The sequence below is a fragment of the Streptomyces sp. NPDC060049 genome (genome assembly GCF_042736715.1).
GTDB lineage: Bacteria > Actinomycetota > Actinomycetes > Streptomycetales > Streptomycetaceae > Streptomyces.
Genome location: NZ_JBHWVV010000001.1, coordinates 261,308 through 284,880 on the forward strand (window position 1 = coordinate 261,308; position 23,573 = coordinate 284,880).

At 71.8% G+C, this 23,573-nt stretch carries 30 protein-coding genes and 1 tRNA gene; 7 read left to right on the plus strand and 24 right to left on the minus strand.

Annotated features, from left to right (window positions below):
- Window positions 1-8: 8 nt before the first annotated feature.
- The 20 genes from ACFWBY_RS01160 to ACFWBY_RS01255 form a co-directional block, all read right to left on the minus strand.
- Entirely contained in the window at window positions 9-398 is a 390-nt protein-coding gene (locus tag ACFWBY_RS01160; RefSeq protein WP_385341026.1) for a hypothetical protein, read from the minus strand.
- A 122-nt stretch (window positions 399-520) separates the two neighbouring features.
- Window positions 521-745, minus strand: a complete 225-nt coding sequence (locus ACFWBY_RS01165) for a MerR family transcriptional regulator (RefSeq protein ID WP_385341024.1) — start codon at window positions 743-745, stop codon at window positions 521-523.
- A 47-nt stretch (window positions 746-792) separates the two neighbouring features.
- A complete protein-coding gene (locus ACFWBY_RS01170) occupies window positions 793-1,233 on the minus strand; it encodes a hypothetical protein (RefSeq protein ID WP_385341022.1) in 441 nt (146 codons plus the stop codon).
- A 73-nt stretch (window positions 1,234-1,306) separates the two neighbouring features.
- Complete coding sequence (locus ACFWBY_RS01175) at window positions 1,307-1,585, minus strand: hypothetical protein (RefSeq protein WP_385341020.1); 279 nt, start codon at window positions 1,583-1,585, stop codon at window positions 1,307-1,309.
- An 80-nt stretch (window positions 1,586-1,665) separates the two neighbouring features.
- The gene (locus ACFWBY_RS01180) at window positions 1,666-2,238 is read right to left on the minus strand and encodes a hypothetical protein (RefSeq protein WP_385341018.1); all 573 of its coding nucleotides are present in this window, start codon (window positions 2,236-2,238) and stop codon (window positions 1,666-1,668) included.
- Between the two features lie 456 nt (window positions 2,239-2,694).
- Window positions 2,695-3,834 (minus strand): WhiB family transcriptional regulator, encoded by a 1,140-nt coding sequence (locus ACFWBY_RS01185; RefSeq protein ID WP_385341017.1) that lies wholly within the window; start codon window positions 3,832-3,834, stop codon window positions 2,695-2,697.
- Between the two features lie 10 nt (window positions 3,835-3,844).
- On the minus strand, window positions 3,845-4,009 hold the full coding sequence (locus tag ACFWBY_RS01190; protein ID WP_385341015.1) for a hypothetical protein: 165 nt from the start codon (window positions 4,007-4,009) through the stop codon (window positions 3,845-3,847).
- Window positions 4,006-4,539: a hypothetical protein gene (locus ACFWBY_RS01195; protein WP_385341013.1), complete on the minus strand. Its 534-nt coding sequence runs from the start codon at window positions 4,537-4,539 to the stop codon at window positions 4,006-4,008. The genes ACFWBY_RS01190 and ACFWBY_RS01195 overlap by 4 nt, the downstream gene beginning before the upstream one ends.
- Window positions 4,540-4,577: 38 nt before the next feature.
- Window positions 4,578-4,949: a hypothetical protein gene (locus ACFWBY_RS01200; RefSeq protein WP_385341011.1), complete on the minus strand. Its 372-nt coding sequence runs from the start codon at window positions 4,947-4,949 to the stop codon at window positions 4,578-4,580.
- Complete coding sequence (locus tag ACFWBY_RS01205) at window positions 4,946-5,167, minus strand: hypothetical protein (RefSeq protein ID WP_385341009.1); 222 nt, start codon at window positions 5,165-5,167, stop codon at window positions 4,946-4,948. The genes ACFWBY_RS01200 and ACFWBY_RS01205 overlap by 4 nt, the downstream gene beginning before the upstream one ends.
- Window positions 5,164-5,481, minus strand: a complete 318-nt coding sequence (locus ACFWBY_RS01210; protein ID WP_385341008.1) for a hypothetical protein — start codon at window positions 5,479-5,481, stop codon at window positions 5,164-5,166. The genes ACFWBY_RS01205 and ACFWBY_RS01210 overlap by 4 nt, the downstream gene beginning before the upstream one ends.
- Window positions 5,482-5,500: 19 nt before the next feature.
- Window positions 5,501-5,635 (minus strand): hypothetical protein, encoded by a 135-nt coding sequence (locus ACFWBY_RS01215; protein WP_385341006.1) that lies wholly within the window; start codon window positions 5,633-5,635, stop codon window positions 5,501-5,503.
- 20 nt (window positions 5,636-5,655) lie between these two features.
- Window positions 5,656-6,675, minus strand: a complete 1,020-nt coding sequence (locus ACFWBY_RS01220) for a hypothetical protein (protein ID WP_385341004.1) — start codon at window positions 6,673-6,675, stop codon at window positions 5,656-5,658.
- A 47-nt stretch (window positions 6,676-6,722) separates the two neighbouring features.
- Window positions 6,723-7,085: a hypothetical protein gene (locus tag ACFWBY_RS01225; protein ID WP_385341002.1), complete on the minus strand. Its 363-nt coding sequence runs from the start codon at window positions 7,083-7,085 to the stop codon at window positions 6,723-6,725.
- A 205-nt stretch (window positions 7,086-7,290) separates the two neighbouring features.
- Window positions 7,291-7,449 (minus strand): hypothetical protein, encoded by a 159-nt coding sequence (locus ACFWBY_RS01230; RefSeq protein ID WP_385341000.1) that lies wholly within the window; start codon window positions 7,447-7,449, stop codon window positions 7,291-7,293.
- Window positions 7,446-7,853 (minus strand): hypothetical protein, encoded by a 408-nt coding sequence (locus ACFWBY_RS01235; RefSeq protein ID WP_385340999.1) that lies wholly within the window; start codon window positions 7,851-7,853, stop codon window positions 7,446-7,448. Before ACFWBY_RS01235 ends, ACFWBY_RS01230 begins: the two co-directional genes overlap by 4 nt.
- Window positions 7,850-8,167: a hypothetical protein gene (locus tag ACFWBY_RS01240; protein ID WP_385340997.1), complete on the minus strand. Its 318-nt coding sequence runs from the start codon at window positions 8,165-8,167 to the stop codon at window positions 7,850-7,852. Before ACFWBY_RS01240 ends, ACFWBY_RS01235 begins: the two co-directional genes overlap by 4 nt.
- Window positions 8,167-8,616 carry a hypothetical protein gene (locus ACFWBY_RS01245; protein WP_385340995.1) on the minus strand — a complete coding sequence of 150 codons (450 nt, stop codon included), beginning with the start codon at window positions 8,614-8,616 and terminating at the stop codon, window positions 8,167-8,169. Before ACFWBY_RS01245 ends, ACFWBY_RS01240 begins: the two co-directional genes overlap by 1 nt.
- Window positions 8,613-8,924 carry a hypothetical protein gene (locus ACFWBY_RS01250; RefSeq protein WP_385340993.1) on the minus strand — a complete coding sequence of 104 codons (312 nt, stop codon included), beginning with the start codon at window positions 8,922-8,924 and terminating at the stop codon, window positions 8,613-8,615. The genes ACFWBY_RS01245 and ACFWBY_RS01250 overlap by 4 nt, the downstream gene beginning before the upstream one ends.
- 85 nt (window positions 8,925-9,009) lie before the next feature.
- Entirely contained in the window at window positions 9,010-9,300 is a 291-nt protein-coding gene (locus ACFWBY_RS01255; RefSeq protein ID WP_385340992.1) for a hypothetical protein, read from the minus strand.
- Window positions 9,301-9,851: 551 nt separating this feature from the next.
- On the opposite strand from ACFWBY_RS01255, the gene ACFWBY_RS01260 reads away from it, so the two are divergent.
- The 3 genes from ACFWBY_RS01260 (at window position 9,852) to ACFWBY_RS01270 (ending at window position 12,339) form a co-directional block, all read left to right on the plus strand.
- On the plus strand, window positions 9,852-10,226 hold the full coding sequence (locus ACFWBY_RS01260; RefSeq protein ID WP_385340990.1) for a helix-turn-helix domain-containing protein: 375 nt from the start codon (window positions 9,852-9,854) through the stop codon (window positions 10,224-10,226).
- A gap of 647 nt (window positions 10,227-10,873) precedes the next feature.
- Window positions 10,874-12,148 carry a tyrosine-type recombinase/integrase gene (locus ACFWBY_RS01265; RefSeq protein WP_385340989.1) on the plus strand — a complete coding sequence of 425 codons (1,275 nt, stop codon included), beginning with the start codon at window positions 10,874-10,876 and terminating at the stop codon, window positions 12,146-12,148.
- An 82-nt stretch (window positions 12,149-12,230) separates the two neighbouring features.
- Window positions 12,231-12,339: transfer RNA gene (locus ACFWBY_RS01270), tRNA-OTHER, on the plus strand.
- Window positions 12,340-12,532: 193 nt separating this feature from the next.
- On the opposite strand, the gene ACFWBY_RS01275 is transcribed toward ACFWBY_RS01270, so the two are convergent.
- The 3 genes from ACFWBY_RS01275 to ACFWBY_RS01285 all read right to left on the minus strand — a co-directional run bounded on the left by ACFWBY_RS01275 (window position 12,533) and on the right by ACFWBY_RS01285 (window position 17,216).
- Window positions 12,533-12,739 carry a hypothetical protein gene (locus ACFWBY_RS01275; RefSeq protein WP_385340987.1) on the minus strand — a complete coding sequence of 69 codons (207 nt, stop codon included), beginning with the start codon at window positions 12,737-12,739 and terminating at the stop codon, window positions 12,533-12,535.
- A gap of 179 nt (window positions 12,740-12,918) precedes the next feature.
- Entirely contained in the window at window positions 12,919-14,910 is a 1,992-nt protein-coding gene (locus tag ACFWBY_RS01280) for an MFS transporter (RefSeq protein ID WP_385340985.1), read from the minus strand.
- A 323-nt stretch (window positions 14,911-15,233) separates the two neighbouring features.
- A complete protein-coding gene (locus ACFWBY_RS01285) occupies window positions 15,234-17,216 on the minus strand; it encodes a serine hydrolase (protein ID WP_385343446.1) in 1,983 nt (660 codons plus the stop codon).
- Between the two features lie 1,225 nt (window positions 17,217-18,441).
- Here ACFWBY_RS01285 and ACFWBY_RS01290 point away from each other — a divergent pair.
- From ACFWBY_RS01290 to ACFWBY_RS01300, 3 genes are all read left to right on the plus strand, one after another.
- Window positions 18,442-19,182, plus strand: coding sequence for a GPP34 family phosphoprotein (locus tag ACFWBY_RS01290; RefSeq protein ID WP_385343449.1), 741 nt, complete (start codon window positions 18,442-18,444; stop codon window positions 19,180-19,182).
- Window positions 19,183-19,601: 419 nt separating this feature from the next.
- On the plus strand, window positions 19,602-20,483 hold the full coding sequence (locus ACFWBY_RS01295; protein WP_385343452.1) for a helix-turn-helix domain-containing protein: 882 nt from the start codon (window positions 19,602-19,604) through the stop codon (window positions 20,481-20,483).
- 193 nt (window positions 20,484-20,676) lie between these two features.
- Window positions 20,677-20,886, plus strand: coding sequence for a DUF397 domain-containing protein (locus ACFWBY_RS01300; protein WP_385343455.1), 210 nt, complete (start codon window positions 20,677-20,679; stop codon window positions 20,884-20,886).
- Window positions 20,887-21,181: 295 nt separating this feature from the next.
- Here the strand turns inward: ACFWBY_RS01300 and ACFWBY_RS01305 are convergent, their stop codons facing one another.
- On the minus strand, window positions 21,182-22,027 hold the full coding sequence (locus tag ACFWBY_RS01305) for a hypothetical protein (RefSeq protein ID WP_385343458.1): 846 nt from the start codon (window positions 22,025-22,027) through the stop codon (window positions 21,182-21,184).
- A 233-nt stretch (window positions 22,028-22,260) separates the two neighbouring features.
- Here ACFWBY_RS01305 and ACFWBY_RS01310 point away from each other — a divergent pair, with 233 nt between their 5' ends.
- The gene (locus tag ACFWBY_RS01310; protein ID WP_385343499.1) at window positions 22,261-23,529 is read left to right on the plus strand and encodes a PLP-dependent aminotransferase family protein; all 1,269 of its coding nucleotides are present in this window, start codon (window positions 22,261-22,263) and stop codon (window positions 23,527-23,529) included.
- The last annotated feature ends 44 nt before the right edge of the window (window positions 23,530-23,573 follow it).

Genomic DNA, 23,573 nt, shown 5'->3' on the forward strand with positions numbered 1-23,573 from the left:
GCGCTACCTCACAGTGCGAAGATGCCCGAGGCGTTCCACTGGGCGGTGATGTTCCCGCCGTTGGGGATGACGCTGATGCCGTCGATGTAGGCGATCAGGCTGCTGGTCGCGTCGGCTCCGGTGTGCTTGTAGAGGACGACCGCCTCGACGCTGTCGCCGGTAGCCGCGGTGAAGGTGGTGTCGGCAGCGTCGAACACACCGGCGGTGATCGTCTTGGACGCGAGCGCTGGGGACACGGCCACGCGGGCGCCGGCGGCGACGTCGTCCAGGAAGTCGTGCGCTGCGCTGTACGTGTAGTCCGCGGTGTCGATGAGGACGGCGCGGATGTCGTCGGCGGCGAGGTCGATGTCGCCGCCGAGCAGCAGGGCCTTGAAGCTGGGGTAGAGCGCGCTGGCCACCGTGCCTCCTTGGGAACGCGGAAGGCCCCGGCCGTCGTGGCCGGGGCCTTCCCGTGTGTCCTGGTCAGCCAGCGTGCGGGCATGGCTGTACGCCCAAATCGTGGCGCGTGCACGTTCGATAGTCAAGCGGCATGATCACTGGCCCTCTGGCCGGGCCGGCTGGGCTTGGGTGCGTCGCGGGCGGCGATCACGTCGGCGAGGCGGTAGATGGGCCTCTTGGGCGTGCCGCCGCACCGGGCCAGGACGCCGCGGCGGACCCAGTCGCGGATGGTGGCCGGCTGCACTCCGCACGCGAGGGCGGCTGTCGTGGTGGTGAGCTGCCCGGGCGGCAGCGAGCGGTACTCCATGATCCCAGTGTCGCCCGGGCACGGTCCGCGCGGCGTGGACCGTGACCTCACAGAGCACGCGCCTCTGCGACGTGGTCACCCGCGGGCGCGGGCGGTGTCGCGGTCAGCGCGACAAGGGCGGGGTAGTAGTCGCCGAATGTCGCGGTGAGGGCTGTGAGTTCGGCGGCGGTGTCGCGGATGGTGGCGTGCCATACGGCGGCTGTCGCGTCGTCCAGGGCCAGCTGGTAGGCGGGTTGGGCGCTGACCAGGGCGTCTACGGTGTCGCGGAGGTCGTGCAGTGTCGCGGTGATGTCCGCGACACGCTGGCGGGCCTGCTCCGCTCGTGTCGCGGGCGTCGCCGTCGCGGCCTCGGCCAGCGCCTTCCTGTCGCGGTGGATGACGTCCTTGGTGACGCCGAGCAGGGTGGCCATGGCGCGGATCGAGACGCCGCCGCGCGACATCTGCGCGACGAGAGTGCGGCGCTGCGCGACGTCGAGGGTGACGGGCATGGGGAGTCGGTGCTCCTGTCGTGGTCGGGGCCGGCCCGCCGTACGCGGCGGCGGGCCGGCCGGGTTCGGGTGGTCAGGAGCGGGCGGCGTCGCGCAGCTCCTCGGCGTACTGGGCGCGCCGCATGCCGGGGGTGACGGCCGGGGCGTGGGTGAGCAGCTCGGCCTCGGCGTCGGCGACCAGGTCGGCTCGGATGCCGTAGTACTGGCCGGCGACCTGCCCGGCGAGGAGCTCTCGCGAGGCGGGCCACATCAGGCCGTTGGGGAGCGCGAGGTCGAGGTGGGCGGCCATCTGCAGGAGCAGGGTGCGGCAGGTGTCGGTGGGCGGCAGGCCGGGCGTGGCAGGATCGGGCATGGCTGTCTCCTTGGTGGTTGCAAGGCGGGCGGCGGGCCCCCTCCGGTGTTCGTGCACGGGAGGGGGCCGTATTGGTGGGGCTATCCGGCGAGCAGTTGCTCGTCCTCCTGGGCGTGCTCGTCGTGGTCGATCCAGGCCTTGAGGTCGGCCCAGGAGTCCGGCGGGTAGACCACCGCGCACCACGGGCAGGTGACCCTCTTGGGGGAGCTCCCGCGGTAGTAGCGCAGAACCGCCCCACACACAGCGCCCGTACCGGTCTCGGCAGGGCAGGGGCCGAGCCGCTCACCGCGTTCCCGGGTGTCGGGCGGGCAGATGACCGCCAGGGCCTGCTCGTCGAGCTGCCGGATCTCGGTGGCGAGGGAGGCGGCCTGTGCCCAGGTGACGATGTAGTCGAGGTGGAACCTCAGGGCGGTGGCGGCCGATGCGACGCGCTCCTCGATCGAGCCGCTGATAACCGGGGCCGACCCGGCGGCGGAGGCTTTCATCGCCGCCCACCAGTCCTCCAGGACGCCCACGATGCCGCCCGGGCCCCGCAGGGTCAGTACGACGGCGGACACCGGCAGCGGTGCCTCGACGAGGCGCACCCGGCCGTACGAGGGTGCGGCCGCCATGGGTTGCAGCTCGGGCTCCAGGAGCCGGTACAGGGCGGGCATGCGTTGCAGTCGGCCGTACGTTGCAGCCCTGCACTGCTGGCACAGCGTCTCGTCGGCGACCAGCGCCCTGCGGCAAACGCACGCGCGGGTAGGGGCAGGGGCGGGGGCGATCATCGGTTGCTCCGGTTGCAGTTACGTCGGTAGCCGAGGTAGGCGAGGAAGACGGCGGCGAGGAAGCTGGCGCCGACCCAGATGGCGAGCACGCGAGCGAGGACCATCACGGCTTGGGCCTCCACTGGCGGGGCGGCCGCGGCAGCATCCGGAACGTCGCCCGGGGGCCGGCGTTCCTGATCCCGGAGCAGGCCGGGCAGTAGTCGACGTCAGAGGGGTGCGACCGCCACCCCTGCGCACCGGCGGCGGCGCGTGCCGCGGCGAAGTCGCTGGCGTAGCTCGTGATCGCTCCGGTACATGCGCTCTCACGCCACACGGTGTTGCACCGCAGGGTGATGGAGGCGCTCACCGCTGCGCCCTGGTGGTGGTACGGCGGGCCTGCTGGTAGGCGGCGTGCGCGGCCATGAACGCTTCGTCGGTCCCGCCGTGGTCGGGGTGGGCGGCGGTCATGGCCGTCTTGAGGTCGGCGAGGGCGGCGGGGGACGGCCGGACGCTGGCGCCGGGATCGAGGACGGGCGCGGTGAGGTAGAGGCGCTTGTCGGGCTCCCACCAGCCGGTGGTGGCGCCGCGGTAGACATCGCCGTCCGCCTCGAGACGGACCCGGTTGACGCTGCCGACCCTGGACACGCCACCGCGGTCGGTGCGGGCGTAGAAGACCCGCGCGCGGGTCTTCCTGATGATCCGGAAGCGGACGACCCGGGCACCCACCCACACGCGGTCGCCCTCCCAGTGCGCGGGCTCCACGCCGTACAGGTACTCGACGACCGCGGGGAGCTGTGCGGTGGCAGGGGGCTTGGCTGCTGCGGTGAGGGCCTCGCGCATCGGGCGGTCCGCGAGGTGCTGCCAGGCCACGCACCGGTCCTGCCCGCACATGACCCGCGCGACCCCCTCGGGGGGCCGGCCGTGGCCGAGTTCGAAGGCGAGGGTCACGCTGCTGACGGCGCGGCCGTCGGCCATCTGCACGCTGCGGTGGCCGGTCCACAGCAGGTGTCCGTCGTCGCCGGGCAGAGTGCGACGGTCGAACCGCTCCTGCCGAGACAGGAGCGGCCTGCGGTCCGTGTCGCGGACCGGCGGCAGACCCAGCTCGCGGCGAAACTCGACGACCGCGCGCAGCCGCAGGCCGCTGCGCTCGGACACCACCCGGTCGCACAGCTCGGCGGCCCGCAGCAGCTCCTCGGCCTCGGCGCGGCTGCTCGGCGTGTCGGCGGGCGCCGGCCGCTCGCCGAGGGTGAGGGTGGCCCGCTGGCGGGGGTCCAGGCCGCCGCGAATTCCCTCGCGGTAGGCGGCCGACAGCTGGCCCTCCTCCCGCAGGGCGTCGGAGAGGCAGCGCAGCCGGACCGGGCACGCCGCGCACAGCGTGCGGGCGGCCTCCTCACTGGCCCAGAACTCATCCAGGCGGTTCTTGCAGCGTGCTCGGTCCGCCCAGTGGTCGGCGCGGTCGGTGTCGGCGTGCGGCCGGGAGCGGCTGGCGGTGGCGAGGGACACGGGTCCTCCTTCAGGCGGTGGCGGCGTCGGGGCGGATGGTCAGGCTGCTGCTGTGGAGGTACATGGCGATGTACTCCGCAAGCGCGGCCGGCGTCGCCTCGTCGGGCGGCGTCACGGTGCGGTAGTCCTCGATGGCGGCGGCCACGATCCGCAACGTGCTCGGCGGGACGCTCACGGGTGGGACAGCCGATCGCGCTGCTCCCAGGCGTCGACGACGGTCTTGGGGACGACGCCGGCGGGCGCGCAGGCGACGCCGGCCTGGCGGGCCCAGGCCCTTACGACGGCGGGGTCGTACGCGCGCTGCACCGCGGGGCGGGCCGGGCGGCCGCCGAGCTTGAGCGCCGCCGCCCGCGCCCGGGCGGCCTCCAACTTCTGCTCCAGCTCGACCACCTGCAGCGTGACGGTCAGCAGCTCGTCCTCGGCCTGGTGCCGAGCGATGAGCTCATCGAGGAGCGCGTGGACGCGGGCCGCGCTGCGCTGCACGGACTTGGCCTCGTGGCCCTCCGCCCAGGCCAACAACTTGGCGATGCCGGGGCGCTCCTTCACCGCCTGCCCGGAGGAGAGCGCCCCGCGGGCGGCCAGGCTCTTGTGCAGGTCGATGACGCCGGTGACGGTCGCGCGGTCGGTGCGCAGGTGGTCGGCGATCTGCTGGTCGCTGTACCCGTCGCTGGTCATCTGCAGGACGACGGCCGGGGAGATCTTCATGGCGGCCCTTTCTTGGTGCTGTGCGGGGCGGTAGGGGGTCAGCAGGGGCTGACGAGGTAGCGGTGGCCGACGGGGACGCCGGTGGAGTCGTGGACCTGGTCGAGGGGGACGAGGAGGTCGGCACGCCCACGGACGCAGACACCGATGGCGGGGTCGACGACGAGGTACACGCCCGGCTGACAGGCGGGCAGGTCCCAGACGAGGTACCGCACGAGGTGGATTTCCAGGGGCCGGCCGCCGTGGAGCGTGGTTTTGGGCTCGTCGAGGTCCACGGATTCGAAGCCCAGGTAGGCCGGCGGGACCTCGGCGGCGATGACCGTGCATCCGGTGTCGAGGGCGTCGGCGGCGATGACGTTGGGAGCGTCCGGCCCGTAGATCCGGACGGTCTCGCCGGTCAAGTTGATGATCATTCGTGGCTCCCTGCGGTGTCGGTCGGGGCGGGCGGGGGCGGGGTGTGGCCGATGTGCCATCCGTCCTGGCGCAGCGCCATCACCGCGTTGCGGCCGAGGAGGGAGGCGACGGAGTCGGGCAGGGGCTGCCCGAGCAACTGCACGAGGTCCCGCTGCAGCTGCGCGGCGATCACGGCGCCGACCGCCTCGGCGACGGCAACCGTGGGCCGCGGCGTCATCGGGTCCACCCCTGCCAGCGCGTCGGCCTCACACCGGAGCGCTCCCGGGGCCCACCCCGCCCGCTGCGCGCCGGGCGGGGCGCGGAGCAGGTGGCGACGTGCGGCATGTACAGCTGCTCGTAGGTCTCGGGGGTGGGGCGCTCGGTGCTCAGGCCCCGGGACCGGAGGGTGCCGACGCCGTCGCGGTACACGGCGACGTTGCCGAGCGGGGTGGGGGCGGCGTTGACTGCCTGGCGGCGGCCGGTGGCCGTGGTGGTCCACCGGATGGCCTCGGCGCAGCTGGGGCAGGAGGCGACGTCGTGGTCACTGTGCATCGGGGCTCCGCTCCGGGAGTCAGGCGCCGGGGATGAGGACGCAGTGGTCGCTGACGCACTGCGTGTCGTTCTCGGCGATGAGGTGGACGTGGTGGCCCTCGTCGGCCAGCTCCAGCGCGGCGTGGTACGCGGGCTGGTCGGTGCTGTCGGTCATCTGTCGGCCTCTCGGGTGGGTCAGGCGGTGTCGGTCTGGTCGGTGAGGTGCGGGGCCACGAGGCGGTGGCCGTAGAGGCGGATGGCGTCCGTCACCCCGAGTTCTCGGATGGCCCGCCGTACGAGGTCGGGATCCTGTGCGGCTGCCTCGCGCACGGCGGCCGCCGTTGCCACGTGCTCCGGGTCACGGACCGACAGCAGGAGCGGCATCTGACCCCTGCTGCTGGCGCTTTTCGCCTTGACCTCGGCGGCTCGGGCATCGCGGCGCCCCTGGCTGGTGAGGGTCAGGCTGGGCTGCGGCCAGCTCCCGGGCGCGTCGGCGTCGAACGGGTCGTCCTCGGGCTGCTCGCTGCTGCCGAACTCGACGTCGTCGGGCGGCTCGCAGAGTTCTTCGGGAGCGACCCCCAGGGACACATCCCCACCGACATCAGCCATTTCCTGGGGTAGTACCTGGGTACCCCTGGGTTGTTCGGGGGTCGGTCCCCCGAACCATTCGGGGGATGGTCCCCCGAACTCGGTCGGGGGATGGTCCCCCGAACTTTGTCCGGCGGAGTTCGGGGGTCGGTCCCCCGAACTCCGGCCCGTAACTACGGGGGTTGGTCCCCCGAACTTCTCTGCGTCCTGCCAGGGGGCCGGGGCCGGGGACTTCTTCGGCTTCGGCTTCGAGTCGGCGAGGGACGCCAGGGCCGCCGTCCAGTCCGGGGTCAGGCACACGACGATCCGGTACACCGCCCGCTTACCGCGTCCCCGCTCGCCCTCGACTGCGACCACGCCGGCCGCGATCGCCGCGTTCAGGTAGCGGCGGGTGTCCTTCTCGTCCGAGCCGACCCCGGCGGCGATGTCCTGAATCCGAATGACCGTGCCGTCGCGGAACTGCAGCAGCCCGTGAGTACTGGCGGCCGCGCCGAGGGCGTACAGCAGAGTGAGGAATGGACCCTTCAGGGGGCGAGGCATCGTGCGGGTCCACCTCCAAAAGATCACGTTGCGGTAGGCGTGCGGTACGCCTCCGCTGGCGTAGTCCGGCTGCTGCTCGTCGGGCACGGGAGCCTCTCTGTGTCAGGCGGTCGTACGGGTAGGGCGTCGGTGGGTCACTCGCGTGGGCGTGCCCTCCCGAACTGGGGGAGGCGCAGCCGGAACTCGGCGGTCTCGTACGGGATCCCTTGGAGGGACTCCAGCCAGCGCCGGGACTCGAGGATCCGCAGCTGTATGGCGACCTGGCCGGCGGTCAGACCGGTGGACGCGGCGAGGCCGTGGAGCCCGGGCTGCATGGCCTTGTCGATCTCGCCGCTGTCGGAGGCGAGCGAGGCCAACGTCAGGGCCACCAGCCTGGTGTGGGGGTTCATCGGGCTGATCCGGATGCCCTGCTGGAAGCGGCCGCGGAACGAGGAGCCGAGAGCTCCTCCGAGCCGGAGCGTGTGGGTGGCTACGTCGAGGGGGGTGGGAGCGGGCATGAGTCCTCTGGTGGTGTGGTGGCGGGGGAGTCGGCGGATCGGGTGAGGTAGGACCCTGCGGGCCAGCCGGGCCCGGGCGGTGTCTCCGGCCGCCCGGCCAGGGCGTTGGGGCTGTGCCGGTCGCAGCGCCACCCGCACGGGTAGAGGCGGGCGGGCTGCGAGCCGTGAGGCTGGTACAAGGAACCGCAGGGGGAGGCGGGCCTGGTCACCCGAGGCGGGCGACGACCGCCCGGGCCTGGATGGAGCGCCAGAGGCAGACCGCTCCGCGGACCAGGCCGACGAGGACCAGGCCGAGCGCGAGGAGCCAGAACAGGAGCCCGGTCGCCAGGACGCCGAAGAACACCAGGAGGCCGAACCCGCTCAAGATGGACCCACCTTGAGCTCGGCCTGCCACGCGAGCTTGGCGATCCGCGCGTTGGCGGCGGTGAGCTCGCCCGTGATGCGCTGCAGCTCCTTGTCCGTGGCCTCGGCGGCGGCCTGCAGGGCCAGCAGTTGCTTCTCGTGGGCGCCCGCCCGGTCCCGCCAGACGCGGGCCTCGCGGACCAGCTGCATGGCACCGGCGGTCGTCTTCAGCTTCTGCAGCGCGGTGATCTGCCCCCGGAGGAGCTCGGCGGCGTCGGCCTCGTCCTCGGAGTTGGGCGCTGCGGCCGGTGCCGGGCCGGGCCGGACCACGAGCGTCGGCCTGGCCTCGCTGGCCGCCTTCACCCGGCCCTGCAGGTAGGTGACTTCCGCTCTCAGCCGCCGGTTTGTACGGAACCACGTGATCATTGGTCCGCCTCCGCTTCCTCGTTGGTGCTGCCGGTGGGGATGGTGTGGCCGCACCCGTCGCAGACGAGGCCGGCCGGGGTACGGGTGTGGGGCATGGTCAGGTGAGCGCAGGCGAGGCTGTGACAGGCGGCCCATGCGTCCGGGGCCGCTCCGGCCCGGCGGTGCCTGCCGTGCCCAGCCTTGGTCGGCCACATCAGGTCGGGCAGGGACACCGGGGCCAGGCACGGCGGGGTACGGCGCTCCATGCACCGGTCCACGGCGTACCGCCCCAGGTGCAGGGCCAGCGAGAGGACAGCGAGAGCGAGTAAAGCCATCACGCGGTACCGCCCGCGGCCTTGGCCTCGAGCTCGGCCACCCGGTCGCGCAGCCGGGCCAGCTCGGCCAGTTCGACCCGAGCGCGCATCGCCTCCCACCGACCGATCACCGCGGGCAGGGCGGCTGTGATGTCGCAGTCCCACTGCGTGGCGTAGTAGCCAGACGAGCAGGCCGCGGGCCACGTGGAGCACGCGCACTGCGCCTCGTGCGCGGCGTCGTTCGCCGCACGGCTGCCGGCCTCGTCGAGGGCCTGGAGCTGCTCCGGGGTGAGGCTGGCCGGCTGGGCGTCCTGGAGCAGCCGCAGCCGCACAAGTTCGGCCGCCGTCTCGGTGGTGTGCAGCCAGCCGGACGCGTCCAGCGCCACCGCGATCGTCGCGCCCACGGCGTTCGGCCTGCCCAGCCGGGAGCAAATCACCTTCGCGGCGCCGCCGATGCTGCGGGTGTTCATGCGGCCACCGCCGATTCGACCGGTGCCGGGAGGAGGACGACCACGGAGACGGACACGTCACGCCACGTCGAGGTCAGGTAGTGCGGGCGCACCGTCCGGCCGCCGTGCTCGAAGTCCCTGGCGCACCGCACCGCACCGCCGAGCACGGCCATGTAGGCGGACAGCTCCAGCATTCCCACGCCGTGCAGGTGGCCGTGGAGCACGCCCTCATGCGGGTCGATGGTCCACGTGGCGCGGGGCAGGTCGGGGTTTTCCTGGATGAGCTGCTGGAGCGCCGTCACGGGCGCCAGCTGGGTACTGTGGGTCACGGTCTACCTCTCTGTGGTTGGTGAGGTCTGCCGGAGGGGCTTCACGGACCAGGCCCGGTCTGTGCGGCCCCGCTTTTTTGGTGGGTCAGGCAGCCGTGGCGCGCTGACTGCGCGTCGAGGTCGCCTTGGGCGCCGGCGGAGCCGACTCTCGGTCGGTCTCGGCCATGCGGGCCTCGTGAGCGATCCAGGTCTGTACGTGCTGCAGGTCGAACCGCCGGCCCCGGAAGGGGGTGGGCTCGACGGGGCAGCCGCGCTTGACCCACTCGTTGAGGGTCCAGTTGGAGACGCCGTAGAGGGCCATGAGCTGCTCGGTGGTCAGCAGCGGGGTAAGCCCGGCGGGCCGGAGGGTCTCGGCGCGGGCGGCGAGAGTCGCCATGGGGCCTTTACCTTTCTACTGTGTCAGTTGAAACTGACGGCATGAGGAAGAGCCCTTGGAGGGGTTCATCGAGTGCCGTAGCGATGAGCCACGCGGTGCGGAGTCGGCATTCGCTGACCGCCGTCTTCCCTCTTCCCGCGATCTTGCGGACGGTGGCGCCACTGATGCCGCGGCCGGTCTTGTCGACTGTCCTGGTGGCCTCCGCGAGCCTCCCGCTGGACAGCCCGCGGCGCTTCATTGCGTCTCGGATTGGCTGGCCGGCGGCCTTGCGGAGCAGGTGTGTCATGGGTGCCTCGGGTGCCGTAGTGGACGTTCGGGGCGATTCCCTCCGTCGTTGACACATTTCTACTGTGTCAGTGTCAACGTGTCAATGAGTCTCGGTGAGTTTCAGTGAGGTTTTGCGGCACCCCGAACGGGTATCGCAAGGGCGTTCTAGTTGGCCGCATATGCCAGACGCCAGTGCGTGACAAGGAGGTCACGTGCTGCGATGAATTGCGCCATCCTGCTACTTTCACTTGCGAAAGTAGAAGATCGACAGGCACCCTTGCGTTGTGGAGCACGAGGGGCGACCGGGTGCAGGCGAGGATCTCGCGCAGTTGATCAAGCGACTAATGGACGTCTACGGCGTCAATCAGTCCGAGATCGCGCGAGCGATCGGCGCTGCCCCGGCGACGGTCAATTCCTGGATGAACAGGACACGTGGCGGCGTGAAGGGTCCGCGCGCCGGCCTACTGGAGAAGCTCCACCTGGCGTTCCCGAAGTTCTCCCGCGAGGAGATCTTCGCCGCGGCCAGCCGCCAGATTCCCGGCGACCTGTCGGATACCGACGAGGCCGAGCTGCGCGAGCTGTTCAGTGAACTCACTGCGGAGCAGCAGAAGTTGACGAAGATCCAGATGAAGGCGTGGATCGCGTCAAACTCGCAGTGATGCGGCGTACAACCCTCCGAGATCTCCACAGGTCTAACACAAACGGGTTGCCTCACTCTCAGTGATCGCCCTCGTACTTTTCGCACGCAGAGTTGTCGCATATTCATCTATCAGCGGGTACGGTCGGTCACACGGCCACGTCCTCCCCCGCGGCTGACATCCCGTCATCCTGCCCACGGGGGACTCAGCATGTGCATCCGCATCACCTACTCCAGCAGCCCTGCCTGCTCCTACCGGACATACGACTCGCGCACTCAGGTCATAACGCTGCCCGCGTCGCTGCCGCAGGAGGTCATCGAGGTAGCAGTGCGGGCCGTTCTTGACAAACTCGCCGTGCCACAGGCCGTCGCTGGTGCACGCTGCCACTGCGGGGCCGCCATCCGGTTGCTGCCCTGTATCCCCGAGCAGCGAAGGAGCGAGCAGGTGAGCCACCATGGCGCCTGAACCTCAGCAGATGCCGAGTCGCTTGTGCGGTTGCTGTGACTGCGTAGTCGATTTCCCCGTGCACCGATACGGCTACCGGCCGCCGCAGGCCCCCTGTGCCGGCCGCTGGCGTGTCCGCTACCGGGCCGACGGAGTGCAGCGGTCGAAGCAGTTCGCAACCCGTCCGGCAGCCCAGCAGTTCAGCATGACCCTGGGGGGCCGGCATGGCGCGTAGAGCCACCAACAACCCGCGTCAGGTGCGCAGCAAGTCGTGCGGCTGTGCTCTGTGCATGGAGGCGTTCCCGCCCGAGCAGCACGGCGAGCGCAAGAAGCGCCGCGACTGCCTCGGCGCCTGGCAGGCCCGGTACCGGGACCCCACCGGGAAGCAGAAGTCGAAGAACTTCGAGAAGAAGGGCGAGGCCGACGACTTCCTCGACGACGTCCGTACCCGCGTCCGCCGGCGTACCTACCACGACCCCAAGCGCGGCGAGATCACCCTCTCTGCGTGGTGGGACAAGTGGTGGCCGGCGCAGCCGAAGCGGGCGGTCACGACCACGAACCGCAAGGTGTCGAACTGGACCGCGCACCTGAAGCCCCAGTGGGGTGACTGGCGGCTCTGCGACCTCGAGTTCATGGAGCTCCAGGCCTGGCTCACCCAGGACGTGAAGGGCTACCACACGCAGAAGAAGGTGCTCGAGCTCCTCAGCGCGATGCTCCGCGCCGCCGTCAAGGACGGGAAGCGCATCCCCTTCAACCCGGCCGCCGAGATCGACCTCGAGGCGCCCCCGAAGAAGAGCCCGGACGAGCTCCGGCCGCCCACCCGCGCGCAGTGCGCGCTGATCCGCGAACACACGCCCATGTACTACCAGCCCCTGTTGGTGTTCCTCGAGCAGACGGGTCTGCGCTGGGGCGAGGCGACCGGGCTGCGCTGGGGGAACGTGGATCTTGACGCTAACCACCTCAAGGTGAAGGAGGTGCTCAGCGAGGACAAGGGCACCCTGTTCCGGAAGATGGCGCCGAAGAGCGCCGCAGGGTTCCGGACGGTGCCGCTGACGCCGGCGGCCGTGGCGGCGGTCGAGACGATGGTGGCCCGGTGGAAGCCCAAGAAGACCGTTTCGAAGGTGGTCGGTGACGGGCGCGACCTACGGAGTGACGAGCTGGTGTTCCGCGGCCCTCAGGGCGGCGTGTTGACCCGCCACAACTTCCGGCGGACGTGGATCCCCGCGATTCAGGCCGCCGGCCTGGCTCGGCAGGTGAAGAGTCCGGACACGGGCCGGGACGAGTGGTGGCCTCGGGTGCACGATCTGCGGCACGTCTTCGCGACGTGGCTCAAGGACCTGGGCGTCCCGGAGAAGGACGCCCAGGCAATCCTGGGACACGACCGCGGGTCGAAGGTGACGTGGATCTACCAGCACGCGCCGGAGGACGTGGCGGCCCAGGTCCTCGCCCTGATGGCGCCGGAGTCGCCGGCCGATGTTCGATTGTTGAGGGCGGTGTGAGGTGCAGAGTCCACATCGAATCCACAACACCCCCTCACCGAGCCTCATCGAGCCTCACTGAGGCTCACTCATCCAGGTCAGCGCCCTCTGGGTCTAGCCTCACTGAGGCTCATTCAGCCTCACGCAGGCTCATGATCGCTTTACGTTTTCTCCTAAAGCGGGTGTCGCAGGTTCGAATCCTGCCGAGGGCACATGGACTTAGGCCCCCAGCCGATCTTGGCTGGGGGCCTTTGTGCTTGTCCGGACGGGCGTGGCTCGGCGGCCGAGGGATACGCCACGGTGTGCGGGACCGCTGTTTCGGGTGCGGGCGCACGGAAGCCCTTCCGGTCGGGCCGGAAGGGCTTCCGTGACGACGATGGCCGGGGTCGGGTATCGACCCGGACCTCAGCTGAGTCCTCTGCTGCGCTCGCCGATGCGGTCACCCTGCGGGGTCCCCGCCCGCTTGAGTTCCGCCTTCGTGTGCGCCCCGCCCTTGACCTTGCTGCGGACCGGACCGTCGAAGCCGTGCGCCTGCGCGGCACGTGGCAGGCGGGTCGCCTCCGCGACCTTGGCTACGGCCGCCTGGAAGTCCTGCTTCTGCTCTTTGCTCATCCCGTCGTCACTCCCTCAAGACTCGGGGCACCCAATCGGACTACTGGGATCGTATGCAGATATGCGGACCAACGCACCCGGACCGGACGTAAAGAATGTATGGATCTCGGTTGGATTCGGCGTCGGAGCGGCTCGGAGTGGGATTCGGTCCGACCCGGGCCGGGTGGGTCACCCGTAGGTCAGGGGCGCGGCGGGAGCCGGCGCTCGGGGCGTCCCGTCTCCTTCTCCAGCACCTCGACGACCAGTTCCTCCGGACACGGCGTCCCCCGCGGCAGCTGGTACTTCGCCGCCACCCGGTACTCGCCCGGCGCGGGAGCCAGCAGCTCCGTCCACACGTCGCCGGTGGCGTCCGGAGCCGCCTTGAAGAGGCATCCCGCCTCGTTCACGAACGTCTTGGGGACGGCCTGCTTCGGCGCCGCCGGCTGTTTCGGCGCGGACGGGGTCGCCTTCGCCCCCTCCTTCGACTCCGCCGTCGCCTGCGGCGGGGCCACCGGCCGGCCCTCGGCGTCCACCAGCCCCAGCCACGGCGAATGCGGGATCCGCACCAGCACCCGCCCGGCCTGCTCCACGTTGATGACCAGCTGGTCGGCGCTGGCCCGCACCACCGTCGCGGGGCCCGCGACCAGGTCCGTCGGGTCGATCACCTTGAAGAGCTGCCAGTTCGCGTCGCCCCACACCTGCTGGAGGTACGGGAGTCCCTCGCGCACCAGCTTGGCCTCGTCCCGCCCGCCCTCGTCGGGATTGTCGGCGGGCAGCACCACGTAGTGCACGGCCCAGCGGTCCAGCCACTCGCGGTAGCTGTCGTCCGTCAGGGTGTCGTCGTAGAAGAGCGGGTTCCGCTCGAGGTCGGCCTGCCGGTTCCAGCCCCGTGCGAGGTTCACGTACGCGGGGAACGCGGAGGACTCCCGATGGCTGCTGGCCGGGACCACCTCGACCCGGCCGCGGTCCGCGTGCGCCTTCTGGAGCTGGTCCACCAGCGGGGCGAGCTCCCGGCTCCAGGAGGCCAGCGGGGTGGTGCGGACGATGTCGGTGACGCTGTTGACGGTGATCCAGGCGGTCACGCCGACGAGGGCGAGGACCAGCCCGTACCAGCGGCGGGTGCGGCGCCCGCGGGACCCGGTGCGGACGTGGCGCGAGGACTCGTACGGGAGGGCCGCGAGCAGCACCGCCCCGCCGAAGAGCATCGCCAGCCGGGTCACGTTCGACCCGACCTGGGAGTCGATCGCCCAGGTCAGGGCGACCCCGAGGGCGTAGATCGCGGACGCGGTCCGGACCGTCTTCCAGCCCTTCGGTACGAGGAACAGCGCGGCCAGCGCGCATCCGAACGGCAGCGCCGCCGAGAGCAGCTTCATCGGCTGCGTCCCGGAGAAGGGGAACAGCCACGCGGACAGCCCGACGACCGCCGCCGGGGCCAGGCCCAGCGCGTACGCACCCGGGCGCCGCCCGTTCAGGAACAGCGCGGCCGCGATCAGGCCGAGGAACAGCCCGGCGACCGGGCTGGAGGCGGTGGCGACCGCCGCGAGCGGAGCCGCGGCGGCGGCTTTCGCCCAGCGCCGCTCGGCCCATTTCCGGGGCCAGCAGAAGACGGCCGCGACGGCCCCGAGCGCGAACATCACGCCGAGCCCGAAGGTCACCCGGCCCGACAGGGCGTTGCACAGCAGCCCGTACACCCCGGCCAGCGCGGGCCACAGCGGTTCGCGCACGGCACCGCGGCAGCGGGTCAGGATCATCGCGAGCAGCCCGGCCGAGACCGTACCGGCGATCATCATCGTGGTCCGGACACCGAGCACGTGCATCACGTACGGGGAGACCACGCTGTACGAGACCGGGTGCATGCCGCCGTACCAGGCGAGGTTGTACGCCGAGTCGGGATGGCGGCCCACGAACTCGGCCCAGGCGTCCTGTGCGGCGAGGTCACCGCCGCTGTTGGCGACGGCGAAGAACCAGACCAGGTGCAGCAGCGCGGCCAGCCCGGTGGCCACGGCCACGGGATGCCGGCGCGCCCACCGGAGAGCCGGCCCGAAGGCGCGGCGCAGGGGGCCGCCGGAAGCCGCGGGCTCCGGGCCCTGCTCCGGACCGGCCTGCGGCCCGGGCTCCCGGTCCCGGCCCCGGTCCCGCTCCTGGCCCTGGCCCTGGCCCTGGCCCTGCGTCTGCCGCTCAGCGGTGGTCACGCCGACGTACTCCCCAACACGACACCATGAGTCTCCGGCGTTCCGATCCGATGGTCCGGCCGGGCATCCGTGCGATGTCCGGCCCGGGGTCCCCGACCCGGGATCCCGACCCGGTCCCGACCCGGGGTCCCGGTCCGAGGTCCGGTCCGAGGTCCGGTCCGATGTCTCGTCCGATGTCTCGTCCGATGTTCGATCCGGTGCGCGATCCGCTCCGGCCCGTTCTGGTCCTAGACGCGATCCGGCGCCCCGGGGTTGCCCCGGGGCGCCGGATCGCTCGCTCCGCGCCCGGCCGGCGCCGGCCGGCGCACGGCCGGGCCGACGCGTCAGCCGACGCGCGTCAGCTTCTTGCCGATGCCCGGCGCCGTGAGGTCGCTCTGCAGCGCCACCGGCACCTTCACCTGGCTGGCTCCCGACCCGACGGTCAGGACACCGATCTCCGAGCCCGCCTTCGCGGTCATCGGAATCTTCGCGGCGCCGTCACCCAGCTTGACGTCGACGGTGAGCGTCGGCCAGCCGACCGCCTCCACGTCGGCGGTGGCCACGACCGGGACGCGGCCGCCGAGCCCGTCGTCGACGTAGCCGACGACCTCGCCCTTCTTGACGATGTTGGCGGCCGTCAGCGCCTTCTGCGTGGCCAGCATGACGTCCTTGCTGGCCGCGATCGCGGTACCGAGGATCGGCACGCCGTGCTGGCCGAGGACCGCGCCGACGAGCAGCTGGTTGGTCTTGCCGACCTTCTTCTCGGCGGCGAAGAGCAGATTGCCGCCGGCCTTGGTGGTGGAGCCGGTCTTGATGCCGAGCGAGCCGTTGAACGGAACCAGGTCGTTGTAGTTCCGCCACTGCTTGCCGGAGGGGTCGGTCCAGTTCGGCAGCTTGGTGATCGCGACCAGCTCCGGCATCTCGACGATCTTGAGACCGAGCTTGACCTGGTCCTCGGCGGTGCTGACCGTCGTCGCGTCCAGACCCGAAGGGTCCGTGTACGTGGTGTTGGCCATGCCGAGCGACTTGGCGGTGTCGTTCATCTTCTTGACGAACGCCTCCTGCCCGCCGTCCCAGCGCGCGAGCAGCCGCGCGACGTTGTTGGCGGACGGGATCATGATCGCGGCGAGGGCGTCGTACTGCGAGAGCTTGTCGCCCTCCTTCAGCGTGTTGACCGTGGACTCGCCCTCGGTCTCCTTCTTGCCGTCGTCGACCGCCGTCTTGTCGACGGGGATCATCTGGCCCTTCTCCCCCTTCTTCATGGGGAAGTCCTTGAGGATGACGTACGCCGTCATGGCCTTCGCGACACTGCCGATCGCGACGGGCTTCTGCTCGCCGAAGCTGCCGACGGGACCGAGGCCGGCCGCCGCCACGTAGGCCTGGCCCTCCTTCGGCCACGGCAGGGACGGGGCCCCGCCGTCGAAGGTGTACGAGGTCTTCGCGGTCACCTGGAGCTTCGGCTCGGGCAGGGGGCGCACGAGCTGCACGACGGCGAGGACGACCGCCAGGAGCACGAGGATCGGGGCGTAGATCTTGACCCGGCGCACGGCGGTCCGGGCCGCGCTCGGCGGCGGGGGCGGGTTGTTGGTGAGGTCCGCCAGCATGTCGAGCGGCGGCTTGGGCGGCAGCGGCTGCTGCGTGGTCCGCTCGGGCGACTGCGTCGCCGGCCCGCCCGGAGCCTGTGCCCGTGCCTGCGCCGCCGGAGCGGCCGCCCCCGGCGGCGGGGGCGGCTTCGGAGCCTCGGGGCGCACCCCGGGCCCGGCAGGCGGAGCCGTCTTGGGCGACTGCGCGTCGCGGCCGGCGTCATCGGTCCGCAGCGGTACGAAGGTGCTCGCCCGCTCCCCGCCGACGGCGTGGGGCGGCACCGGCCGCGTGGCGCCGGGCTTCACGGCCCGGAACACGGCGGTGCGCTCGCTGTCGGCGGGCTCGTCCGCTCCGGGCGCGGCGGCCGGAGCGGCGGGCTTCACGGCACGGAAGACGGCGGTCCGCTCACTGTCGGCGGGCTCGTCACCGGCCGGCCGGCCGGGCGCCCCGGCGCCGGTACGCGGGGCGGGGCCCTTCGCGGCGTCCGACGGGGCGGCGGAACCGCCACCCTCGCGGCCGGAAGCGGAACCGGCGACCGGAGGCTTCACCGCACGGAACACGGCCGTACGCTCGCTGTCGACCGGCTCGGCCGGAGTCGCCGGCGCGTCCTTGGCGGAGGCCTCGGACGCCCCCTGGCCCGTACGCGGGGCGGGGCCCTTCGCGGCGTCCGACGGGGCGGCGGAACCGCCACCCTCCCGGCCGGAAGCGGAACCGGCGACCGGAGGCTTCACCGCACGGAACACGGCCGTACGCTCGCTCTCGACCGGCTCGGCAGGAGCCTCCGGCCGGGCCGGAACAGGCTTGTCAGAGCCCTTGGGGCCCTCACCCGTACGCGCGGCGGCGCCGCCCTCAGGGGCGGCCCCTTCACCCGCACGCCCGGAAGCGGAACCCACTCCGGGGCCGCCGGCCACGGGCCGGGAACCGGCCGACGGGGGCGTCGGCATACGGAAAGCGGCCGTACGGTCACTGTCGGTGGAGCCGGCCGCGGCCGGCCGGTCCGAAGACGCGTCGCGGTCCGTGGAACCGGCGCTCGCGCGCCCGGAACCGGAACCGGAGTCGGAGTCGGAGTCGGAGTCGGCACTACGATCTGCGGCCGCAGCACCGGCGGAGCCGGCGGCCGCCTCGGCCGCCGAGCCCGAGCCGGAGGCCGGAGACGAGCCCGAAGCCGGAGCCGTTCCCGTATCCGAACGCGAGCCCGAGACCGGAGCCGGACGCGAACCCGAACCGGACGCCGAGGCCGGAGTCGAGCCCGAAGCCGACCCCCCGGAGCCCGGGCGGTCCGACGGAGCGTCCACAGGAGCCGTCTCCGCCGGGGCCTCGGCCTCGGGGGACGTCTCCGCGCGGGCGGGCTCCGCGGGGGCCGCGGACGGGGCGTCGGACCCCGGGTCCGCCTTCCCGTCGGCGGCAGCACCCGTGGAGGCACCCGCAGGGGCATCCGCGGCAGCCGTAGCGGCACCCGCGGCAGCCGAACGCGAACCCGCACCGGAACCCGCACCGGAATCCGCCGCCGCGCGCGCCGCGTCGTCGGGCAGGGCCCCGAAGATCTCCGTGCGCGCACCCGGCGCGGCCCCATCCGGTTCGCCCGGCTCGTCACCGGAGGACGCGGGCTCCGCCGTGGCGACCCACGCCGCCACCGCTTCCCTCAGCGGATCGCCCGCCGCGGACCTGTCCTCGGGGTCCCGCGGGCGGAACACCGACAACCTCGGATCGCGCTCCTCGGAGGACTCCGCCGCCCCCGGCGCTCCTTCATCAACCGACTTGTCGGGGGACTCGCCCGCCACCAGTTCCTCCTCGATCGCCATCATGTCCGGCTGTCCGAATGTCTAACAGTGTCCCGTCTAGGGCGCATCGCCCCCGTGCTAGACGAGAACGACATAGCTGATGGTTCCCCCACAAAGCAGGCAGGCGCCCTCGACAGATGAATGTGAGAGGCGTCACCCTGTCACTCATCCACGCGGGGAGGCATGGATGGGCAGGAGCCGCAGAACAATTCCGGAGGAGCTTCTGCTGCTCGCTTTGGACCCGGCCACGGGTACCACGGCGCAGCCGCAGTCGCTCGACCTCGGCCTGGCCGGGGCACAGCTAGTGGAGCTGGCTCTGGCAGGACGGATAGCCCCTGACGGGGATCGTATCGCCGTGGTGATGCCACGGCCGACAGGAGATCCGACTCTGGACTCCGCACTGGAACTGCTGCGCAGGCGCGGCAGCCCGGTTCGGGCGGTCCACTGGATCGGCGGACCCCGACTGGGACTCCGTCAGATTTACCTCGCGCACTTGGAGCGCTGCGGCATGGTCCATGCCGTCGCGGGCCAGATGTGCGGGGTGCTGCCGACGACTCGCTACCAAGCGACCGACACGGCGATCAGCCGGGAGATCCGTGCCCGACTGGACACTGCGATCCGCACCGGCGTACCGCCGGACCCGCGGACCGCGGCGCTTGCCGCCCTGGCCCACGCGGTCGGACTCGGCAAGCACCTGTACCCCGGCAACGAGGGGCGTTCGTCCAGGTCCCGACTGCGGGACCTGATCCGACACGACCCGATGGGCGGACTGGTGGCACACGCCGTCATGGACGTCCAGAACGGTGTGGCCGCACAGCCACGCCGCGACCGCGCACCGGCCCAGCCCGTCCGGGCCACGGCCACTGCCACTGCCGTTCCGATGCAGCCGCGCCGGACCGGAGCGATGGCCCGCGCTGCCGCGCACTGAACGAGCAGGCACGCAGCACGCAGCACGCAGCACGCAGCACACGTAACGCCACTGCCGTGACCGGCGTCCCCACGATCCGGTCCGGGAGCCGCCGGCGCGCGGGGTGGCGAGGCCGGTACCCCGGCCCCGCCCCCCGCGCGTTCGCGTTCCCCGCCGCCACGCGGCGCGTTCGCGTTACCCGCCGCTCCCGGCCCCGCGGCCCGCACCGGGCCCTCCCGGGCCTTATCGGGCCCTCCGGCCCTTATCGGGCCCCTTGCGGCCCGTCCCGGGCGTCTTGTGGCCCGTCCCGGGCGGCTTCCCGGCTCGTTCCCGACCCCTTCCGGGCCGTTCCCCAGCGAGGCCGCACTCTTCGGTGGCAGTCTGCTCACCATCAGACACGCAGAGAGACAGCGATAAGAGAAGGCGGAGGTGCCGTTCACGTGGCGTCCAATGTCAATCCCACCGTCCGACGCCGCCGACTGGGCATGGAGTTGCGCAAGCTCCGCGAAGACAAGGGCATGACGGCCGAACAGGTCGCAGAGCGCCTGCTCGTCTCCCAGTCCAAGATCAGCCGACTGGAGAACGGCCGGCGCTCCATCAGCCAGCGCGACGTGCGCGATCTGTGCGACGTCTACGAGGTCGAGGACCGGCGGCTCGTCGACTCCCTCATGCAGATGGCCAAGGACTCCCGCCAGCAGGGCTGGTGGCACGCCTTCGGCGACATCCCCTACAGCGTCTACATCGGCCTGGAGACGGACGCCGCCAGCCTGCGCACCTACGAGCCCCTGGTGGTCCCGGGCCTGCTCCAGACCCCGGAGTACGCCCAGGCGCTCGTCCGTGGCGCGTGGCCGGAGACCGCTCCGACCGATGTGGAGAAGCGCGTACAGGTCCGGATGCACCGCCAGAAGCGGCTTTGGGAGACCGACAACAGCAATCCGGAGATCGGGCCGCTGCGGCTGTGGGCGGTCATCGACGAGGCGGCCCTGCGGCGGCAGGTGGGCGATGCCCAGCTCATGATCCGGCAGCTGGAGTACCTGATAGAGCAGTCGGAGAAGCCCCACGTCACGGTCCAGGTGATGCCGTTCTCGATGGGCGCGCACCCGGGTGTCAACGGCCAGTACGCCATTCTGGAATTCCCGGACGCCTCGGACTCGACCGTCGTCTACATCGAGGGCGTGACGAGCGACTTGTACCTGGAGAAGGCCAACGACGTCCAGAAATACAGCGTGATGTACGAACATTTGCGCGCACAGGCCCACAACGTGGACCAGACCAGGCAGTTCATCTCCAGCATCATCGACGACTTCACGAAGGAGAACTGAGGTTTCGCGAAAGGCCGGTACGGTACACCGTCACTCCCCGGCCACAGAAGGCCTGACTGGAATATGCCACTCGGTCGGGTGAACGTCTCTCTCACCTGCCGGGACCTGCGGGTAGCGTCGATCACGTCGGTCGGAGAAATGGCCGACAGGACACCGGGATCCACCGGAACTACTCGCTGAACCGGAGAGAAACATGGCTATTCGTCAGGGCTCCACGGAAAACTGGATCAAGTCCTCCTACTCCGCCAACGGCGCCTGCGTCGAGGTCAAGTCGCCCGTCATGGAAGCCATCGCGGTCCGCGACTCGAAGGTGCAGGACGGTCCGTCCCTCACCTTCGCGCCCGGTTCCTGGACCTCGTTCGTCGCCGATGTGACCGAGGGCCGGCTGGGACGCCTCGCCTGAACGTCGAGGCGAACATCCCAGCCCTCCGACACGCGATCAACGGCAGTACCAGCAGGACCGCACCACCGTCTGGAGCCCTCTCGACCGGCCCGCCGTCCTGGCCGAGGGGGCTCGGCCATGTCCGCGAGCCCCTAAGAACTGTCCCGTAATCCCCGGCGGGCGCACGACGACAGCTACGGCACCTCGCCGCGTTGCCGGAACGCCCGAATGCGCACAGTATGCGGACGCTCCTCCGCCTTGCGGGGCACCGCATCTGACGCCGCGCGCTGATCCACCGGGGATTACGGGACAGCCCTTAGCGCAGCCGGTCCACGTACCGGTCGGTCCCCGGCACCGTCGGGATGAACGGCGCCACCAGCTCCACCCGGCCCAGCCCCGCCTCCGCGACCTCCGCGTCCAGCCCCTGAAATCGGTCCCAGCAGGTGCGCGGGTCGGCTTCCAGGAACCACAGCAGGGTCAGGCGGGTGTCGACCCCCTCCACCTGCTTCACGTACGCCATCCGGTCGCCGGGCAGCGGCGTCGGCCGGAAGACCGTGACCATCGCGGCCGGGGAGCCGGCCAGCCGCTTCGGCAGGGCGCGCGAGCGCAGCCACTCCAGCAGTTCGGCCCGCTGCTCGGGGCCGTCGGCGTCGACGACCTGGACGACCAGCCCGCCGTACGGGTGGTCGAGGGCGTGGAAGTCCCGGGGGCCGGCGGCTCCGTCGCGGTAGACGGTGGCCTCGTGGTCCTGGAACGCGGTGAAGACGTGGGTGCGGTCCTGGTAGACGCGCCCGTCGCGATTGAGGCGCTTGTTGATGCCGACGGTCCACTTCATGTGCTCGTCGTAGCGGCCCTCGGTGACCCAGTACGTGGAGATGTAGCACCCGGCCGTGACGGGCTGGGCGACCGCCGACTTCTCCGGGTAGCGCAGCTCTTGGAGCTCGCGGGTGGCGACCCAGCGGCGGCCCGCGAACATCCAGGGCATGGCCATGGCTCCCGCGTAGTAGTGGTCGTCCTCGTACCAGCGGTTGTACGCGAACTCGTGGCCCGGGTGCGGTTCGACCATGGTGATCAGCGCGTGGCCGGGGTGGACTCCGTAGGGGCCGACCGAGGCGAGCTCGGCGTAGTCGTCGGCCCGGGTGTTCCGCTCGTCTGCTGTCATGGAAGACGGTTTAACTGATGTGACGTCAGATGGGGAGTCTCCAGCGGGAGTTCACCTGGCGATACATAGATGTCATCTACACGTTCCTGCCGCTACGATGCGCGCACCCACCTCCCGAAGGAGCTCCCGTGCCCGCTTCCGCGCCCGTCGCCGCACCCGCCTCCGCACCTTTCCCGCAGCCCTGCTCCGCCCCCGCCGCCGCTCCCGTCCCGCCGCCCCCCTTCGCCGCCCGCATCCGCACGACCGCGCCCTCGGCCGTCCGCGAGATACTCGCCGTCACCGCCCAGCCCGGCATGATCTCCTTCGCCGGGGGCCTGCCCGCCCCCGAGCTCTTCGACGGCGAGGGCCTGCGGGCCGCGTACGACGGCGTCCTCGCCCGCTCGGCCCGCCGCGCGCTCCAGTACTCGACCACCGAGGGCGCCCCGGAGCTGCGCGCGGCGGTGGCGCGGCGGCTCGACGGGCGCGGACTGGCCACGACCGGGGACGACCTGCTGATCACCACCGGCTCCCAGCAGGGGCTCGGCCTGATCACGACGGCGCTGATCGAGCCGGGAGACGCGGTCCTCGTCGAGAACCCCACCTACCTGGCCGCACTCCAGGGGTTCACGCTCGCGGGCGCCCGGGTGATCCCCGTGCCGTGCGACGACGAGGGCATCCTCCCGGACGCCCTGGAGGAGATCGTCGCGCGCGAGCGGCCCAAGCTGCTCTACACCGTCCCCACCTTCCAGAACCCGACCGGCCGCACCCTCCCGTCCGCCCGCCGGACGGCGGTCGCGGCCCTCGCCGCCCGGCTCGGGCTGTGGCTGCTGGAGGACGACCCGTACGGGGACCTGCGCTACGAGGGCCGCGACGTCCCGTGGCTGGCCGCGCACCCGGGCGCGGAGGACCGCACGGCCCTGCTCGGCAGCTTCTCGAAGGTGATGGCACCCGGGGTCAGACTGGGGTGGCTGCGCGCGCCGGCGGCGCTCCTGCGGGGAGCGGTGCTCGCGAAGCAGGCGGCGGACCTGCACACCTCGACGGTGGACCAGCTCGCGGCGGCGGAGTACCTGCGGACGGCCGACCTGGACGCGCACACGGCCCGGGTCCGCGACGCCTACCGGAGCCGCCGCGACGCACTCCTGACGGGTCTGGGGTCCGCGCTCCCGGCGGGCTCGACGTGGAACCACCCGGAGGGCGGCATGTTCGTCTGGGCCCGCCTCCCGGAGGGCCACGACGCGACGGCCCTGCTGCGCGCGGCGACCCGGGCGGGCGTGGCCTTCGTCCCCGGAGCCCCTTTCTTCGCCGGATCCCCGGACCCCAGAGCCCTCCGCCTGTCGTTCACGACGCACACGGAGGCCGAGATCGCGGAGGGCCTGCGGCGGCTGGCCGGGGTCGCCGGAGAGCAGGGCGGCGGGGGTGCGGGGGCGGCCCCCCGCCTTGAAGCCCCACCCCCCGGAGCCCGGCCCGCCAACCCTCGGAGCCCCCACCCCGCCCCCCTTCCCTCCCCACCCCCCACCCCGTAGCCTGACGCACCGTCAGATTGACCCCGTCGTCAGGAGGCCGCGCC